Here is a 14,899-nt window from a genome sequence, read left to right on the forward strand (position 1 = left end):
CGGGATCGGATCAGGCGCTCAGGCGATGGGCGGCGTCGGCGTCCCAGCCCAGCGGTATGGTCTGGCCCAGCGCGAGGGGGTGTCCCGCATAGGCGCGGTCGTCGATCACCGCCGTGAGCGCGGTGGCGGCCTCGCCGCCGAGGCCGTCCGCCTCGAAGCCCACATGCACGCTCGTGCCCTGGTACTCCACCGAGACGACGCGGGCCGGCACCGCCTCCGGGCCGGCTTGCGCGCCGAGGCGCATGCGGTCGGCGCGCACCGCCACCTCGGTCGCGTCGGGAAGCCGGATGATGTTGTGGCCGCCGATGAAGCGGGCGACGAAGGCGGTGGCCGGGCGCTCGAACACGGTGCGCGGGTCGGCCGCCTGCTCGATGCGGCCTCCGTTCATCACCACCACGAGGTCGGAGAGCGCCATCGCCTCCTCCTGGCTGTGGGTGACGTGGATGAAGGTGATGCCGAGCTCGGCCTGGAGCCGCTTCAGCTCGGTCCGCATCCGCACCCGCAGGAACGGATCGAGGGCCGAGAGCGGCTCGTCGAGGAGCAGGACCTTGGGTCCGGTGACCAGCGCACGGGCGAGCGCCACGCGCTGCTGCTGGCCACCGGAGAGTTGCGCCGGGAGGCGTTCGGCCAGATGGGCCATCTGCACGAGGTCGAGCATCGCCAGCGCCTTGGCGCGGCGCTCGGCCTTCGGGATGCCCCGCATCTTCAGGCTGAAGGCGACGTTGTCGCGGCAATTGAGGTGGGGAAACAGGGCGTAGCTCTGGAACATCATCGCCGTGCCGCGCTCGGCCGGCGTGGCGTCGCCCACGGCGCGCGGGCCGATCACCACGTCGCCGGAGGTCACGGTCTCGTGCCCGCCGATCATCCGCAGGGTCGTGGTCTTGCCGCAGCCCGAGGGGCCGAGCAGGCAGCAATAGGCGCCCGAGCGCACTTTCAGGTCGATGCCGTCCACGGCGGTCGTTCCGCCGTAGCGCTTGGTCAGGCGGATCAGCTCGACGTCCATGATTGTCTCCCCGCGCGCTCCCCAGCAAGGGGCGGGCCAGACCTGCCATTTCCCGCCCCCTTGCGGGGAGGGACCGAGGTTGGGGGCGGTTCCGCTAGCCTCCCCAGCGGCAGGGTCATCCGACCACACCCACCCCGAACCCCTCTCCACAAGGGGGAGGGGGACAGAGGGAAGCGGCCAGCCCGTTCAGGGCGCGCCCACAGTCCGGTCGATCACGCGTCCGTGCCCGATCGCCCCCGTGACCCGCCCGTCCTCGGCGACGATCTCACCCCGCGCGAGCGTCATCACCGGCCAACCCGTCACGGAAAAACCCTCCCAGGGGGTGTAGTCCGCCCCGTGGTGGAGGTTGGCCTGCCGGATCGTCTCGCGGCGGTTCGGATCCCACAGCGTCAGGTCGGCATCGAAGCCGATCCCGATCGAGCCCTTTCGCGGATAGAGACCGTAGAGCTTGGCGTGGTTGGTGGCGGTGAGCTCCACGAAGCGGTTGAGCGAGATGCGCCCCGCCGAGACGCCTTCCGAGAACAGGATGGGCAGGCGCGTCTCGATGCCCGGGATGCCGTTGGGCACCCAGCGGAAGGAGGTCCGGCCCTTCGGGTTCAGCTTGCCGGCCGGATCGTCGTAGCGGAACGGGCAATGGTCGGAGGAGACCACGTCGAACAATCCGGTCTGGATCCCACGCCAGATCGCGGCCTGGTTGGACGCCTCCCGCGGCGGCGGCGAGCAGACGTACTTCGCCCCCGCCATCGGGTCGTCGGAGCCGAGGCCCTTCATGTGGTCGGCGGTCAGGGTCAGGTATTGCGGGCAGGTCTCGGCGTGGATCCTGAGGCCGCGCTCCCGGCCCCAGGCGATCTGCTCCATGGCCTGCTCGCCGGAGACGTGGACGATCACGATCGGAAGGTCGACGAGTTCGGCGTGGCTGATCGCCCGGTGCGCCGCCTCGCGCTCGACCACCTGCGGCCGGGACAGGGCATGGCCGAAGGGGCGGGTCTCGCCGGCCTTCTCCAACCGCTCGGTCATGTAGCGGATGGCGTCGTAGCCCTCCGCATGGACCATGACGCGCGCGCCCTCGCGGCGCGCCAGGTCGAACACGTCGAGGATCTGGCGGTCGTTCAGAACGAGGTCGTCGTAGGTCATGAAGACCTTGAAGGAGGTGTAGCCCTCCGCGATCAGCGCCGGCAGTTCCTGGCCGAGCACCGCCGGCGTCGGGTCCGAGACGATGAGGTGGATGGCCACATCGACGTGGCACCGCCCCTCCGCCAGGGCGCGGTAGGCGTGGGTCGCCGCCCGCAGGGAGGCGCCGCGGGGCTGGAGCGCGAAGGGCATCACGCAGGTGTTGCCGCCGGCCGCCGCCGCACGGGTCGCGGAGGCGAAGTCGTCCGCCATGACGATGCCGGGACCGGATTCCTGGGCGATGTGGACATGGCTGTCGATGCCGCCGGGCAGGACCAGGAGGCCGGAGGCGTCGATCGTGCGGGCCGCATCCGTGATCCGCTCGCCGATCGCCGCGATGCGCCCGCCGCGGATGCCGAGATCGGCGGGACACGTGTCGGTGGCGGTGACCAGGGTGCCGCCCCGGATGGCGAGGTCGAAGTCGGGCATGTCTCTCAGTTCCTCACGCGGGCGATGATCGCCACGGGGCCGCCGCCATCCGGCCCCTGGTGCTCGGCGCCGCCGGAGACGAACAGGTCGGTGCGCCCGATCGCGGCGGCGGCGACCCCGCCGACGAGGGCACGGGCATGCCGGGTGGCGTTGATGTCGCTGTCGTCGTTCATGATGTGGCGGCGTCCGCGGATCAGCCCGTCATGCGAGGGCTCGGCCTTGGCGAGGAGCGCCACGACGCGCCCGGCGACCTCCGGCTCCAGCTGCCCTGTCACGGGCAGGCCGAGATCCGCCAGGGCGCCCTGGATCGCGGACAAGTCGATGCCGTCGCGCATGACGCGATGGGCGATGGCATGGGGTCCCGACCAGCCGCGCGCGTTGCCCAGCACGATGACCTCGTTACGCATCAGCTCGATGCCCGCCGAGGCGCTGGCGCGACCGGAATAGAGGTCCCGCCGCGCGCCGATGGCCGCGTCCGCGAGGTCTTCGCCCGACACCTCGCCCAGCGCCATGGCGATGCCGAGGGCCGAGGCGCCGCGCGACAGGCCCATGGAGGCGTAGGTGTCGTGGGTCGCCACGCCCTGACCGCGCTCGGCGGCCTCCTGGATGCGCGCACTGGTGAGGAGCGGGCACTTCACCTGCACGAAATGGACGTCCCCGGCATCGTCGAGCCCGGCCCGGGCCATGGCCTCGGTGACCGCCGCCGCCGTCGCCCGCACCTGCGCCATGCGGCCGATCTCCTCGGGGCGGAAATCGGCGGTGAAGGCGGTGCCGATGGCGAGCGCCGCGGTGCCGGCCTCGTCGGGTCCCTCGCGGCGCGCGAGCACGAGGAGGTGGGGGCAGAGACCGCCCTCGGTGCCCCCCGACATGACCAGGGCGACCCGCGCGCCGATCGCCGCCGGCGTGCAGCCCATCGCATCGGCGAGCGCCGTTTCCAGCGCCATCACGGCGAGCTGGCGGGTGAAGTCGTTGACGCAGCCGTTGCCCTCGGTCTTGCCGAAGATCGCCACGATCTCGTCCGCCGCCACGGTGCCGGCGGCGATGAGATCCGTCACCCCCGAGACGTCGGCGGGATGGCGGGTCGGCACGCGGAAGACGAGGCATTCGGGCATGATGTGGTCGCGCCTGGGTGGAGAGGACGGGCCAGGCTAGGATGAGCGGGCGCCGCGCGCGAGTGCTGGTTTTCCGCAGGCCATGCCCCCAACCCGGCCACGGCCGGGAGCATCCCTCGCCGGCAGCCGCGCCCTCGGCCTCGGGGATGGGCCGAGAATCGCGATCACCGCATACGCGCAGCCCGGAACGACGAGGCGCACGGTCCGATCGCTCTGCGATGTCCCTCCGCCGGGACGTCCCGCCGAGGCTGCTCGGCGCATCGGCAGCCTGCCGCAAACCTGAGCGACAACGCCACAAAGACCACAAACTTCGAAATTCCCAATGGCACCGCATCGGCGTCCACGACGCGTGCCTTCAAGACGACCTGCACAGGATCGTACGTTTCGACTTGGAACGAGCAGATGAACGCGCGCGGTCCGCCCTCGCTCCCGCGGGCGATCGGAGTTCGGGGAACGAGCCCGCGAGTATGGCCTCTGACCGATCATGCACACACGCTCAGAGTGCACCATCGAAGAATGCGCGAGACAAAGGTTGCATTACAACGCAAACGCGCATGGGATACGGTTTCCCGCATCCGCATTCCCGCGCGACCGTGGGCCCCGGACCCTCGTTATCATCCGGCGAACGCCAGGACGGCCATCGCGCATGCTTTCGGATCATCGCCACCAGGAAATTCTGTCCCGCCTCCATGGGATGGGCCGGGTCGGCGTGGCGGATGTGGCCTTCTTCCTGAAGGTCTCGGAAGAAACCATCCGGCGCGATCTGAAGGTGCTCGAAGCACGGGGCCTTCTCCGGCGCATCCACGGTGGCGCGGTGCCGCCGCGTCTGGACCAGGAGCGTCCGGTGCAGGAGCGCGGCGAGCTGAACACCCGCGAGAAGGGACGCGTGGCGGTTCTGGCCGAGGCCCTGGTCCTGGACGGCATGTCGGTCTTCATCGACACCGGGACTACCACGCTGGCCCTGGCGCGGCGGCTCACCGGGCGCAACCTCACGATCACCACCAATTCGGTGGACGTGGCGCTGCATCTCGGCGGTGGCCCGGCACGGATCAACCTGACGCCCGGCACCCTGCGCAGCAACGACAACGCGCTGGTGGGCTACGAGACCGTGGCCTATGCCCAGCGCTACTTCTTCGACCTCGCCTTCATGGGAATCGCCGCCTGCGATCTCGATCATGGCTGGATGGATTACGAGGAACACGAGTCGGTCCTCCGGCGAACCCTCAGGGGACAGTCGCGCCGAGCGGTCCTCCTCGTTGATTCCCGCAAGTTCGGGCGCCAGGCCAATCTCTGCACCTTCGGCCTCGGCGAGAAGCTGAGCATCGTCACGGACAAGCCGCCACCGGAGGCGTTCCAGGAGGTCTTCGCCCGGCATGAGATCGAGACCATCCATCCCTGATCCCGGCGCAGCGCGCTCGGCTGCGGGCCCGCTCGATCCGTCCCCCTGGGCCGAACCGCCTCGCCCCGGATTGCGGTCGCCGGAGCATCCCCCTCCGGCCGGCCCCCCACGGGGAGGCCCTGCGCGACCCGCCCGGCCTCAACTGATCGGCCAACCGCCCGGGCACGGCATCGCGATCTTTAATCCCGCGGCTCATCGGCACACCGCCATGAAATATAGAATTGAGAACAGTTTATTCTAATTTAATATTGCCCGTCCACGAATTCGGAAGAGCCACACGCGCCGGATTTCGACGATGAACCTCCCGATCAAGACAGTCCTCATTGGTCTCTTCAGTTTCGTCGTCGCGATCTCGGCAGCGCAGGGCCTGATGACCTTCCTCAAGCTCCGGGACATCGGGACGGCGACCGAAGCCCTGGTGACCAACGGCCTGCCTTCGATCGACCAGGCCCACAAGATCAACCGACTGGTGCTCCGAGTCAGAACCTCGCAACTGCGCTACCTGACCGCGCCCAACAGCACCGTCGAGCAGGCCGACCTCAAGCTCTCACAGGAGCTCCTCGAGGAGCGCAACAAGGCGATCGAGGACTACAAGCCTCTGATCAGCGGTCCGGAGGAAAAGGCGGCCTACGACAACCTGATCGCGAAGATGGCGATCCTGATGGCCGACTGGGGGAAACTTCGTTCCTTGAAGGAAAGCAACCGGGACGAGGCGCTGGACTTCTTCCGTGAGGGGAACCACGCCAATTACCGGGCGGTCGCCGAGGCGGCCACCCGCTTGGTGGACATCAACGTGGCGGCGGGCCAGGCCGCCGGCGCGGTCGTTCGCCGGCAGCAGGCGGAGGCCATCCAGATCTCGCTCGTCATGCTCGCCATCGGCATTGTCACCGCCGTCGGCGCGATGATCTTCTCCTTCGTCGGCGTCGCCCGTCCGATCGAGCGCATGACCCGGGCCATGAAGCACATCGCGGGCGGCGACACGGAGACGGCGGTTCCGTCCATGGGCCGGCGCGACGAGCTCGGTGCGATGGCCACCGCCGTGGAAGTCTTCCGGACCAACCTGATCCGCACCCGCCAGCTGGAGCAGGAAACCGCCGCGGCGCGCGCGACCGCCGAGGAGCAGCGCAAGATCGGCATGCGCCGGATGGCGGAGGATTTCGAGCAGGCCGTGGGCGGGATCATCGGCATGGTTTCCGCGTCGGCCACCGAACTTCAGGCCACGGCACAGACCATGACGGCGTCGGCGACCCAGACGGCCTCGCAATCCACCACGGTAGCGGCGGCGGCGGAAGAGGCTTCGGTCAACGTCAATACGGTGGCGGCGGCGGCCGAGGAACTCGGCTCATCGGTCCAGGAGATCGGCCGCCAGGTTTCGAGCTCGGCCAGTCTCGCTCAGTCCGCCGTGTCCGAGGCCGACGCGACGGCCGGCCTCGTGCAGGAACTCAGCGGCGCCGTGAGCCGGATCGGCGACGTGGTGAGCCTGATCTCGACGATCGCCAGCCAGACCAACCTGCTGGCGCTCAACGCCACCATCGAGGCCGCGCGGGCCGGCGAGGCGGGCCGGGGCTTCGCCGTGGTCGCGGCGGAAGTGAAGGAACTCGCCAACCAGACGGCGCGGGCCACCGGGGAGATCTCCCAGCAGATCGGCCATATCCAGGGCGCCACCGGCCAGGCGGTCACGGCGATCGGTTCGATCACCGGGCGCATCCGGGACATCAACGCCGTGGCGGGGGCGATCGCGGCCGCGGTCGAGCAGCAGAGCGCGGCGACGCAGGAAATCGTCCGCAACGTCTCGCAGGCCTCGGCCGGCACCAACGAGGTGACGAGCAACATCTCCGGAGTGGCGAGCGCGGCCGAGGAGACCGGAGCCGCCGCGGGCCGGGTTCTCGCCGCCGCCGGCGAACTCTCCCGCCAGTCTGAGCATCTCGGCAGCGAGGTCGACCGCTTCCTCTCGACGGTGCGGGCCGCCTGATCGGCGGGGATGCCGCGGCCGCGGAGGGCTTCGGGTCGGCCCGGGACCGCGCGATCCGGGACCGCCCGGCCTGACGGTCGGCGTCCCCGCCGGCCCGCGCGGGCCCGGGTTCAGGCCGTTCCCTCGATCAGGCCACGGATGCGGGTGGCGAGGGCCTCGAGCGCGAAGGGCTTGACCAGCACCTGCATGCCGGGCGCGAGATGGCCGTGGTTGAGGGCGGCGTTCTCGGCATAGCCGGTGATGAAGAGCACCTTCAGCCCGGGCCGCGACTCCAGCGCCGCCTCCGCCATCTGCCGGCCGTTCATGCCGCCGGGCAGGCCGACATCGGTGACGAGGAGGTCGATGCGCACGTCGGATTGCAGCACCTTGAGGCCCGAGGCGCCGTCGGCCGCCTCGATCGCGGCATAGCCGAGATCCTCCAGCACCTCGGTGACGAGCATCCGCACCGTGGGCTCGTCGTCGACCACCAGCACCGTCTCGCCGACCTTCGCCCGGGCCGCCTCCGACAGGTCCGGCACCGCCTCCACCCCCTCCGCCTCGCCGAGGTGGCGCGGCAGGTAGATGCAGACCATCGTGCCCTCGCCGGGCTCGGAGTAGATCCGCACCTGTCCGCCCGACTGCTTGGCGAAGCCGTAGATCATCGACAGGCCGAGGCCGGTGCCTTCGCCCAGCGGCTTCGTGGTGAAGAACGGATCGAAGGCCTTGGCGACGACGTCCGGCGTCATGCCCGTCCCATTGTCCGAGACGCAGAGCGAGACGTACTGGCCGGGCTCCAGGTCGCGTTCGCGGGCGCTGCGCGGGTCGATCCAGCGATTGCCGGTCTCGACCACGATGCGGCCGCCCTCCGGCATGGCGTCGCGGGCGTTGATGCAGAGGTTGAGCAGGGCGTTCTCGAGCTGGCTCGGATCGACGAGGGTCGGCCACAGGCCCGCCGCGCCCACCACCTCCACCGACACCGCAGGCCCCACCGTGCGGCGCACCAGCTCCTCCATGCCCTCGACGAGGCGGTTCACGTCGGTCGGCTTCGGAGCCAGGGTCTGGCGGCGCGAGAAGGCGAGGAGACGGTGCGTCAGGGCCGCGGCCCGGCGCGCCGCCCCCTGCGCGGCGCCGATGTAGCGCTCCAGATCGCCGACCCGGCCCTGGAGCATCCGGGTCTGCATCAGCTCGAGGGACCCGACGATGCCGGCCAGCATGTTGTTGAAGTCGTGGGCGAGGCCCCCGGTGAGCTGGCCCACCGCCTCCATCTTCTGGGACTGGCGCAGGGCCTCCTCGGTCCGCATCAGCTCGGCCGTGCGCTCGGCGACGCGCTGCTCCAGCGTCTCGTTGAGGCTGCGCAGCTGCTCGGTCACGCGCTCGCGCTCCGCCTCGCCGGCGCGGCGCTCCTCCACGTCGATGAGCACGCCGGGAAAGCGCAGCGGGGTGCCGTCGGGGCCGTGGTCGACCCGCCCGTTGGCCTCGAGCCAGTAGTAGCGCCCGTCGGCACGCCGGGTACGGTACTGGTGCGCGTAGGCCCCGCCCCGGCGGATCGCGGCCTCGATCGCCTCGGCGAGGCCGGCGCGGTCGTCCGGATGCACGGTTTCCACAACCTGGGCGAGGCTGAGGCCCTCGCGTCCGGCGGCGGGATCGAGGCCGAAGCTGCGGGCGAAGGCCTCGTCGACGCTGAAGCGGTCGGTCGGCAGGTCCCAGAGCCAGGTGCCGATGATCGCGCCGGCCGCCAGCGCGAGCTGCACCCGCTCGATGTTCTCCCGGGCCAGGGCCTCGCTCGCTCGCAGGGCATCCTCCGCCTGCCGACGGGCCGAGATGTCCCGGAACAGCACCGAGACCTGGCGCCGGCTCGCCGGCTCGATCCGGGCGGCGGAGACCTCGATGTGGCGATTGGCCAGCGGGAACGCCCGCTCGAACCGGATCGACGTGCCCGTGCGCAGGACGCCGCCGTAGAGTTCGAGCCAGCCCTCGGCCTCGGCCGGCGCGAGGTCGCGCAGGGTGCGCCCGACGATTCCGGGGATGCCGGTATGGCGCTCGTAGCCGGCATTGGCTTCCACGTGGACGTAGTCGCTGGAAGGTCCGTGCGGCCCGTCGAAGAACTCGATGATGCAGAAGCCGTCGTCGACGGCCTCGAACAGGGCGCGGTAGCGCGCCTCGCTGGTGGCCAGGGCGTCGCGGGCGGAGCGCTGGTCGGTGACGTCGCGCGCGACGCCGGAGAAGCGCAGCGGACGCCCCGCGTCGTCGCGCTCGATCTCGCCCCGGCGGGCGATCCAGCGCAACTCGCCGGTATCCGGGCGGCGGATGCGGTACTCGACGTCCCGCGGCGGCTCGCCCCGCCGCCGGCTCTCGGCGGTGGAGACGAGGTGCGAATCGTCCGGGACGACCAGGCGCTCGAAGGCCGAGGCCGGGTAGCTGGCGGCCTCGGGCAGGCCGTAGAGGCGGCAGAATTCCGGTGTCGGATGCAGGATGCCGTCGTCGATGCCGACCGAGAACACGCCGATGCCGCCCGCCTCCTGGGCGCGCCGCAGGCGCATCTCCGCGTTCTGCAAGGCGTCCCCGGCCCGGTGTTCCGCGGTGCGGTCGCTCACGACCTTCACGTAGCCGATATGGGTGCCGACGCTGTCCCGCAGGGGCATCATCTCGCCCGAGGCCCAGAACCGGGAGCCGTCGGCGCGCAGGTGCCAGCGCTCGTCATCGGCCCGGCCCTGCTCCAGGGCGAGGCGCATCTCGATCCCGGGCCGGTCGATCGCGCGATCCTCGGGGGTGAACAGGCCCGCGATGCTGCGGCCGCGGATGTCGGCCGCGGTCCAGCCGAAGATGCGCTCCGCCCCGGCGTTCCAGTCGGAGACCACGCCGTCGCGGTTCGTCCCGATGATCGCGAAGCGGGTGGTGCTGTCGAGGATCGCCTGCCGGTGCGGCACAGGGTCGGGTCCGCGCCCCTCACCCTCCGCCGCGGCGTCAGGCAACCCGGCGGCCCGGCGCGCCTCGGCCCGCAGACGCGCGGCTTCCCGCTCCAGGTCCTCGGCACGGCGCAGGAGCGCGTCGGTCTCGGGCTGGCTCATGCCGCGACGTCCATCCTTCCGGGGTTCGATCGGAGGCGACGGCCGGATCGGCCGGTCTCGCCTCGGGCGGTAGAGGGGCCGTCCGCCCGGGTCAAACGAAGGAAGGCGGTCGACTGCGACATGAAACGGTGAAGGCCGGCCCCGCGGCGGCGGAACCGGCCTTCTATCCGAAGCGGGCGTGGCGTGCCCGTCACACGGGCGATCACATCGGGTCGGGCGGACCCTCGCCCTTGCCGACGAAGGGGATGCCCTCGATCGGGCATTCCTCGGTGCCGACGCTCTGGCGGGTGATGGCCCGCACGGCGTCCCGGGTGGCGTCGGGGTCCTCGATCCAGCGCCGGTAGAAGTCGTAGGGGCATTCGGACAGGCCGTGCCGGTTCTCCTTCGAGGCGATCATGCCGGTATAGCCCCGGTGGAGCAGCTTGAAGAGGTGGTTCTCCGACTGCCCGTGGGCGCGGGAATCGCGGATCAGGAACTTCGACAGGGCTGCGTACTGGATGCCCATCTCCTCCTCGCCGCACTCGCCCAGCGTCCGCCCGTCGAAGCCGATGATCGCCGAGTGGCCGAAATAGCTGTAGACCCCGTCGAAGCCGGCGGCGTTGGACACCGCCACGTAGGTGTTGTTGGCGAAGGCCATCGCCTTCGACATCAGGACCTGCTGCTCCTTGGCCGGATACATGTAGCCCTGGCAGCGGATGATGAGCTCGGCCCCCCGCATGGCGCAGTCGCGCCAGATCTCGGGGTAATTGCCGTCGTCGCAGATGATGAGGCTGACCTTCAGGCCCTTGGGGCCGTCGGAGACGTAGGTCCGGTCGCCGGGGTACCAGCCCTCGATCGGGGTCCAGGGCATGATCTTGCGGTACTTCTGCACGATCTCGCCCTGGTCGTTCATCAGGATCAGGGTGTTGTAGGGCGCCTTGTTCGGGTGCTCCTCGTGGCGCTCGCCCGTGAGCGAGAACACGCCCCAGACCTTGGCCTTCCGGCAGGCGTCGGCGAAGATGTCGGTTTCCGGCCCCGGGATCGTGGCGGCGGTCTCGTACATCTCGGCCGCGTCGTACATGATCCCGTGGGTCGAGTATTCGGGGAAGATCACGAGGTCCATGCCGGGCAGGCCGGTCTTCATGCCCACGACCATGTCGGCGATTTTCTTCGCGTTCTCCAGCACCTCCGCCCGCGTGTGCAGGCGGGGCATCTTGTAGTTCACCACCGCGACGCCGACGCTGTCGGCGCTGGACGAGATGTCTCCGTGCATCATGGCGTGGGTGCTCCTCGAGGTTACGAACCCTCCCCCTTCAGCGGGGGAGGGTGCCTGCGGAGCAGGCGGGAGAGGGGCAGCACCGCCCCCCATTCGGAAAGCTCGGCGCCGCCCCGCTCCCGGTCGCTCCGCGACCACCCTCTCCCGCGGAGGGGAGAGGGTTTCACGTCGTCAGTGGCTGATCATCCAGGGCCGCGCGTTCGGGAAACTCTTCGCGGCCGTGGGGTTGGATTTCGCCCTGGTCCCGCAGCATCCGCAGCCGGGGCCGTGCCCGGAGGACTTGCGGGGCGCGTGCTGGCTCCGCTCGTTCGTCGCGTGCGCCTTGCGCCGGCCCGCATCCATGGAGGCCAGGTTCGGCGCGGTGAGGAAGGCACGGCCGCAGGACGTCCCGCAATCGGGGCAGTCGTGCGGATCGCGGAACTGCGCCATCGGGCGCAGCACGGTGAAGGGACCGCAGGCCTCGCAGGCGTAATCGTAGACGGGCATGATCAGAGGTCCGGCGACAGCGGCATCTGGATCGAGCCGTCGATGTGCTTGATCGGCCCGTCGGCACCGGGATTGATGTCGAAGTCGAAGATCTTCGTCGGGATCCAGAGGGTGGCGCAGGCGTTCGGGATGTCGACGACCCCCGAGATGTGACCCTGGACCGGCGCGGTGCCGAGGATCGAGTAGGCCTGGGCGCCCGAGTAGCCGAACTTCTTCAGGTACTCGATCGCGTTGAGGCAGGCCTGCCGGTAGGCCACCGTCACGTCGAGGTAATGCTGCTTGCCGTACTCGTCGACGGAAACGCCCTCGAAGATGAGGTGGTCGTCGAACTTCGGCGTGACCGGCGACGGCTTGAAGATCGGGTTCTTGATCCCGTACTTCGACATGCCGTCCTTGATCAGGCTGACCTTGAGGTGGACCCAGCCGGCCATCTCGATCGCGCCGCAGAAGGTGATCTCGCCGTCGCCCTGGCTGAAGTGCAGGTCGCCCATCGAGAGGCCGGCGCCGGGCACGTAGACCGGGAAGTAGATCTTCGAGCCGCGCGACAGGTCCTTGATGTCGCAATTGCCGCCGTGCTCGCGCCCCGGCACGGTGCGGGCGCCCTCGGCGGCGGCCTTGTCCTTGGCCTCGCCCGTGAGCCGGCCCATATGGGCGGTCGGCCCGAAGGGCAGGGTGGCGAGCGCCGGCACCCGGTTGGGGTCGGTGTCGAACAGCGCCTTCTCGCGGGTGTTCCAGGTCTCCAGCATCTTCGGATCGGGCAGGCAGCCGATCAGGCCGGGATGGATCAGGCCGGGGAAGCGCACGCCGGGGATGTGGCGCGACTTGGTGAACATGCCCTCGAAGTCCCAGATCGACTTCTGGGCCTGGGGGAAGTGCTCGTCGAGGAAGCCGCCGCCGTTCTTCTTGGAGAAGAAGCCGTTGAAGCCCCACTGGCTCTCGGGCTTGGCGCCGATGTCGAGGAGGTCGACCACCAGGAGGTCGCCGGGCTCGGCGCCCTCGACGCCGATCGGGCCGGAGAGGAAGTGGACGATCGACAGGTCGATGTCGCGCACGTCGTCGGCGGAATCGTCGTTCTTGATGAAGCCGCCGGTCCAGTCGTAGGTCTCGACGATGAAGTCGTCGCCGGGCTTGACCATGGCCACCATGGGGATGTCGGGGTGCCAGCGATTGTGCACCATGTCGTTGTCGTAGGCCGATTGGGTCAGATCGACCTTGATCAGGGTCTCGGGCATGTTTCGCGCTCCTCTGGTAGGTGGGCAGCCGCTCGCGTCGCGTGTCCGGCGTCGCCCGGCCGCTCTCGTGAAAGACTCAAGTGCCGCGCGTGCAGGTACGCGCTCTCCTCCCCCTTGCGGGGAGGAGCCGGAGGTGGGGGTGGTGCAGGATCGAGCGGTGCGTTGCCTCTTGCGCCACCCCCACCCCTAACCCCTCCCCGCAAGGGCGAGGGGAAAAGCGCCCCGCCTCAGACGGAGAGGAAGCGGGCGACCTGGGCCTCGTCGATGTCGGCGCGCAGGCTCTCGTGGACGATCGACCCGTTCTCGATCACCAGCACCCGGTCGGCCACGTCGAGGGCGAAGCTGAGCACCTGCTCGGAGACCACGATGGAAAGGCCTCGGTCGTCGCGGATCTTCTTCAGGGTGCGGCCCATCTCGCGGATGATCGAGGGCTGGATGCCCTCGGTGGGCTCGTCGAGGAGGAGGATCTTGGGCCGGCTCGCCAGCGCCCGGGCGATGGCGAGCTGCTGCTGCTGCCCGCCCGAGAGGTTGCCGCCGCGCCGGCCCTTCATCTCCAGCAGGACCGGGAACATCGTGTAGAGTTCCTGCGGCACCCGGCGCTCGTTGGTCACGGTCAGCCCGGTCTCGATGTTCTCCTGAACGGTCATGGCGGAGAAGATCATCCGGCCTTGCGGCACGTAGGCGAGTCCCTTGGCCACGCGCTGGTGGCTCTTCAGGCCCTCGACCGCCTCGCCGTCGACCCGGATCGTGCCGGACTTGACGGGCACGATGCCCATCAGGGTCTTCATCAGCGTGGTCTTGCCCATGCCGTTGCGGCCCATCACGGCGACGATCTCGCCGGGAGCGACCGCGATGTCGAGGCCGTGCAGCACCTCGCTCTGGCCGTAGGCCGCGTGCAGGTCGCCGATCGCCAGCATCGGCTGGACGCCGCCCTGGATCAGGGGCGCGGGAGCAGGGGGATGAGACGGGGCGGGCGTGGTCTGCAGCATGGCGCCGTTTCCTCTCAGTGGCCGAGATAGACTTCGATGACCTTCGGGTCGTTCTTGACCCGCTCCATCGAGCCCTCCGACAGGACCTTGCCCTGGTGCAGCACGGTGACCCGGTGGGCGATGTCCTCGACGAACTTCATGTCGTGCTCGATCACCAGCACCGAGCGGCCCTTGATGATCTGGTTGAGGAGTTCGGCGGTCTTGATGCGCTCGCCGACGCTCATCCCCGCCACCGGCTCGTCGAGCATGAGCAGCTCCGGGTCCTGGATCAGCAGCATGCCGATCTCGAGCCACTGCTTCTGGCCGTGGCTGAGGAACTCGGCGCGCTCGAGGAGCTGGTCCTTGAGGAAGATCATGCTGGCGACCTCCTCGATGCGGTCGCGGACCTCGGTGTCCCGCTTGAAGGTCAGGGCGCCGAAGACCGAGCGGCCGCGCGGGAAGGAGATCTCCAGGTTCTCGAACACCGTCAGGTCGTCGTAGATCGACGGGGTCTGGAACTTGCGGCCGACGCCGGCCTGGACGATGGCGCTCTCGGAGAGCTTGGTCAGCTCCTGGCCCTTGTACTTGATCGAGCCGGAGCTGGCCTTGGTGCGCCCGCAGATGAGATCGAGCACCGTCGTCTTGCCGGCCCCGTTGGGGCCGATGATCACCCGGATCTCGTTGGGGTCGACATAGAACGAGACGTCGTTCACCGCCTTGAAGCCGTCGAACGAGACGGTGAGGGATTCCACCGCCAGGAGGAAGTTCTTCTCGGCCGGGTCGGCGCCGATGATGTGCGAGGGCAGGATGGCTGCGTTCATCGGAG

The 14,899-nt window shown here is 69.7% G+C and carries 11 protein-coding genes; 2 read left to right on the top strand and 9 right to left on the bottom strand.

Features of this window, described 5'->3' with window-relative positions; translation table 11 throughout:
- Positions 1-10: 10 nt before the first annotated feature.
- The 3 genes from ACLBWX_RS11125 to atzD form a co-directional block, all read right to left on the bottom strand.
- Entirely contained in the window at positions 11-1,003 is a 993-nt protein-coding gene (locus ACLBWX_RS11125) for an ABC transporter ATP-binding protein (RefSeq protein ID WP_447677132.1), read from the bottom strand.
- A gap of 186 nt (positions 1,004-1,189) precedes the next feature.
- Positions 1,190-2,602, bottom strand: a complete 1,413-nt coding sequence (hydA, locus tag ACLBWX_RS11130; protein ID WP_447677133.1) for a dihydropyrimidinase — start codon at positions 2,600-2,602, stop codon at positions 1,190-1,192.
- A 5-nt stretch (positions 2,603-2,607) separates the two neighbouring features.
- Positions 2,608-3,714, bottom strand: coding sequence for a cyanuric acid amidohydrolase (gene atzD / locus ACLBWX_RS11135; RefSeq protein ID WP_447677134.1), 1,107 nt, complete (start codon positions 3,712-3,714; stop codon positions 2,608-2,610).
- 646 nt (positions 3,715-4,360) lie between these two features.
- Here atzD and ACLBWX_RS11140 point away from each other — a divergent pair.
- Both ACLBWX_RS11140 and ACLBWX_RS11145 read left to right on the top strand, forming a co-directional pair.
- Complete coding sequence (locus tag ACLBWX_RS11140; protein WP_447677135.1) at positions 4,361-5,113, top strand: DeoR/GlpR family DNA-binding transcription regulator; 753 nt, start codon at positions 4,361-4,363, stop codon at positions 5,111-5,113.
- Between the two features lie 295 nt (positions 5,114-5,408).
- Positions 5,409-7,085: a methyl-accepting chemotaxis protein gene (locus ACLBWX_RS11145; RefSeq protein WP_447677136.1), complete on the top strand. Its 1,677-nt coding sequence runs from the start codon at positions 5,409-5,411 to the stop codon at positions 7,083-7,085.
- A 110-nt stretch (positions 7,086-7,195) separates the two neighbouring features.
- Here the strand turns inward: ACLBWX_RS11145 and ACLBWX_RS11150 are convergent, their stop codons facing one another.
- The 6 genes from ACLBWX_RS11150 to urtD form a co-directional block, all read right to left on the bottom strand.
- Complete coding sequence (locus tag ACLBWX_RS11150) at positions 7,196-10,132, bottom strand: PAS domain S-box protein (protein ID WP_447677137.1); 2,937 nt, start codon at positions 10,130-10,132, stop codon at positions 7,196-7,198.
- 202 nt (positions 10,133-10,334) lie between these two features.
- Complete coding sequence (locus tag ACLBWX_RS11155; protein ID WP_447677138.1) at positions 10,335-11,387, bottom strand: aliphatic amidase; 1,053 nt, start codon at positions 11,385-11,387, stop codon at positions 10,335-10,337.
- A gap of 171 nt (positions 11,388-11,558) precedes the next feature.
- Positions 11,559-11,873, bottom strand: a complete 315-nt coding sequence (locus ACLBWX_RS11160; protein WP_447677139.1) for an FmdB family zinc ribbon protein — start codon at positions 11,871-11,873, stop codon at positions 11,559-11,561.
- A gap of 2 nt (positions 11,874-11,875) precedes the next feature.
- Positions 11,876-13,105, bottom strand: a complete 1,230-nt coding sequence (fmdA, locus tag ACLBWX_RS11165; RefSeq protein ID WP_447677140.1) for a formamidase — start codon at positions 13,103-13,105, stop codon at positions 11,876-11,878.
- Between the two features lie 227 nt (positions 13,106-13,332).
- Positions 13,333-14,094, bottom strand: coding sequence for an urea ABC transporter ATP-binding subunit UrtE (gene urtE, locus ACLBWX_RS11170; protein WP_447677141.1), 762 nt, complete (start codon positions 14,092-14,094; stop codon positions 13,333-13,335).
- Between the two features lie 14 nt (positions 14,095-14,108).
- Positions 14,109-14,894, bottom strand: coding sequence for an urea ABC transporter ATP-binding protein UrtD (urtD, locus tag ACLBWX_RS11175; RefSeq protein WP_447677142.1), 786 nt, complete (start codon positions 14,892-14,894; stop codon positions 14,109-14,111).
- Positions 14,895-14,899: the final 5 nt, after the last annotated feature.

It is taken from the genome of Methylobacterium sp. M6A4_1b (assembly GCF_053345175.1).